Below are 2,857 nucleotides of genomic sequence, written 5' to 3' on the forward strand. Positions count from 1 at the left end.
AGCCCCCCTCCCCGGCCGGACCCTACCGGCACAAGAGGAAGCTGCCCATCCACTCCCACCAGCACCCTCAGCCGCACGAATTAACCATCAGGGTCGGCTGAGCGATTAGGTGACCGACTGAGCCCCGAGACACGGTATTCGGTCTGGGCGTTAGGGGTAGTCGATGCTAGCATATCTGAAGGATGGGCATGAAGGCTTACTCAACTCCTGTGAAGCTGGCTGATGAGCCCCAGTGACTCTCGCCCTCTCCTTGAAGGGTTGATGCGGTGAGACGCGTTCATATTTTCGAATTCGAGGATCAGCCTTGGCTGTCCTCCCGGATTCGCGACATGATCACCGACATCCTGCGTGATGAAGTCATACTTCGCTGGAATGTATATCGTATGGCCCTGCCAATCCTTGTTCGGGTGATCAACAATACTGGCGTTCGGTCTGTGGTGGATGTGTGCTCTGGCGGAACCGGTCCGTGGATCACGCTCAAGCCTCAGCTTGACCAGGCATGCGGACCAATTAGCCTGTGCTTCACCGATAAGTATCCCAATCGGGAGGCATTTGACGCAGTGAAGGAAAGGCTTGCAGACAACTCCATCAGATACGAGCTTCGACCAGTGGACGCTACAAAGGTGCCTGCTGGCCTCGACGGTGTTCGGACAATGTTTACAAGTCTCCATCACTTCCGCCCCGAAGATGCCAAGAAAATTTTTCGGGATGCATTCGAGCAGCGCCGTCCCATCTGCGTCTTCGAATTCACGGAACGGAAGGCTGCCTCAGTGATCGGAGCGGCCGTGACGGCACTGCTCGTCGCCTGGAGATCCAGACTCCTGGCGCATCCGGTGAGTCTCCCCGACTTCCTCCTTGCTTTCCCCATTCCGATTGTACCATTGGTTAATGCCTGGGACGCCGCAGTCTCCAATCTTCGAACGTATACACCCTCGGAACTTGAGGTGATGGTGTCCGGCTTGAGCTCGGATGATTACGTATGGGAAATTGGCCACAAGAAAGGGGAAGGTGTCCTAGAGTCGCTCACATACGCCGTAGGCCAGCCCCTTGCTGCGGCTGGCAGTACGCCTTCCCAGAATGGCCGCTGAGCGCTTCTCATCGCGTTCGCGGGTGTCATGGCTGGCGATCGGGGGCTGTGACGCGATGAGGGAAAGGCGTCGTAAGAGGCGTCAGAAAAGGCGAACGTAAGTAAATCGCTGCTGTCGGCCAACTAATAAGCCGAGTCGATCAAGGAGCCCCCGCACAAGGACAAGTACAAGCTGAGGGCCTACTTCACGATTCCGTCGGCTTGACCCATTGCGGTGTCCTTGGTGGCGGACGCGGGGATCGGCAGGTCGGCCCTGAGGGCCGTCCACACCTGCTGGGACTGGGCCTGGAGCGGTATAACGCGGTTGGGGTCAGCCGGGTAGTACCGTACCGGCAGCGTGATCATGTCGACGTCATTCGGGCTGAGCTGGCTGAGGCCGCCGGCGAAGTCGGCAAGTTGCTTGACGGAGCCGAGCTCGGAGTCGAGCTTGATGGCCTTAGTGGCGGTGTCGGCGAGGCCCCAGAGCTTTTTAGGGCTGGTAAAGACGCCGACGCTCTTCGTCTGCTCGATGAAGGCTTTCATGAACGCCTGCTGGAGCTGTATCCGGCCGAGATCGCTGCCGTCGCCGACGCCCTTGCGGGTGCGGACGAGCCCGAGGGCCTGTTCGCCGGTGAGGGTGTGGGGGCCGACGGCCAGATCGAGGTGGCTGCTCGGGTCCTTGATCGGCTCGGTGGTGGTGATCTCCACGCCGCCGAGTTCGTCGATGAGCTTCTTGAAGCCGGTGAAGTCCACCTCGATGTAGTGGTCCATGCGGATGCCGGACATCTTCTCGACGGTCTTCACCGCGCACGCGGGGCCGCCGACCTCGTACGCCGTGTTGAACATGGCCTTGCGCTGCCCGGGTACGGCCGCGCCGGCCCGGTCGGTGCAGTCGGGGCGCTCGATGATCGTGTCGCGCGGTACGGAGACGACGCTCGCCTTCTGATGGCCCTCGTACACGTGAAGGATCATCGCGGTGTCGGAGCGGGCGGCGCCCTCGTCCCTGCCGTACTCGCCGTTGGCGCCGGCCCGGGTGTCGGAGCCGAGGACCAGGATGTCCAGAGAGCCATTGTCGACGGTCTGCGGACGGTCGTCGTCGGGCAGCTGCGAGTGGAGGTCAACACTCTCGATGTTGCCGCTGAGCGTGAAATACACGTAGCCGAGGCCGCACCCGCCGGCCAACACCAGTCCCGCGGCGGACCATGCAGCGACGGTGAGCGCCCTGCGGCCTTTGTTCGGCTGCCTGCGGCGACGTCCCGTGGCACGTATTCGGCTGGTTCTGCTGCCTTGTTCGGCCATGTTCTCCTCAGTTCCCGCTGGTTCTACGCCCCCCACCTGTGGTGATCAAACACCGTGTGTGGTCTGTCAGACGGGGAAGCACCCCGAAGGGTTGCACGGCCGGCTGGGAAAACCCGGGAAACTACTCTCTGTAGGCAGCGGCTTACTGATTTCAGTTCGTCAGGGTGGGGCTGGTTCGTAAAAGGCAGGCCGGTGCCGGTTATGAAGCCGTCGAGAGTATCGGGCTGGTACTGGGGGCGTTTGAGCCGGTTGCGGACGAGGGTTTCGAGCTGGTCGGGGGCTGTGACGGCGAGGTCGGCGAGGCTGCGTTGACGTGCGCCCCCACGTCCTCAACCGGGTTGAGGCCGGGTGAGCAGGCGGGCAGGCCGGGAGTCTTTTCAGCCGTAAGCCTCCAGGGCTTGAGTTCTAGCGGTCGTCGCAACACCCCAGTGCATAGGGGTGCTCGATGGAGTTCGAGATCCGTAAGGACCGGACGAAGCCGCAGGGCAGGAA

2 protein-coding genes and 1 pseudogene are annotated in these 2,857 nt (G+C 61.8%); 1 reads left to right on the plus strand and 2 read right to left on the minus strand.

Annotated features, from left to right (window positions below; genetic code table 11):
- The first annotated feature begins 266 nt into the window (after positions 1-266).
- Positions 267-1,088: a class I SAM-dependent methyltransferase gene (locus AC07DW_RS33970; protein WP_478861459.1), complete on the plus strand. Its 822-nt coding sequence runs from the start codon at positions 267-269 to the stop codon at positions 1,086-1,088.
- A gap of 179 nt (positions 1,089-1,267) precedes the next feature.
- Here the strand turns inward: AC07DW_RS33970 and AC07DW_RS33975 are convergent, their stop codons facing one another.
- Both AC07DW_RS33975 and AC07DW_RS33980 read right to left on the minus strand, forming a co-directional pair.
- Positions 1,268-2,365, minus strand: a complete 1,098-nt coding sequence (locus tag AC07DW_RS33975; RefSeq protein ID WP_478861460.1) for an LCP family protein — start codon at positions 2,363-2,365, stop codon at positions 1,268-1,270.
- 161 nt (positions 2,366-2,526) lie between these two features.
- Positions 2,527-2,729: pseudogene (locus AC07DW_RS33980) on the minus strand (IS630 family transposase); the annotation flags it as partial.
- Between the last annotated feature and the right edge of the window lie 128 nt (positions 2,730-2,857).

Source organism: Streptomyces sp. NPDC045701 (genome assembly GCF_056432045.1).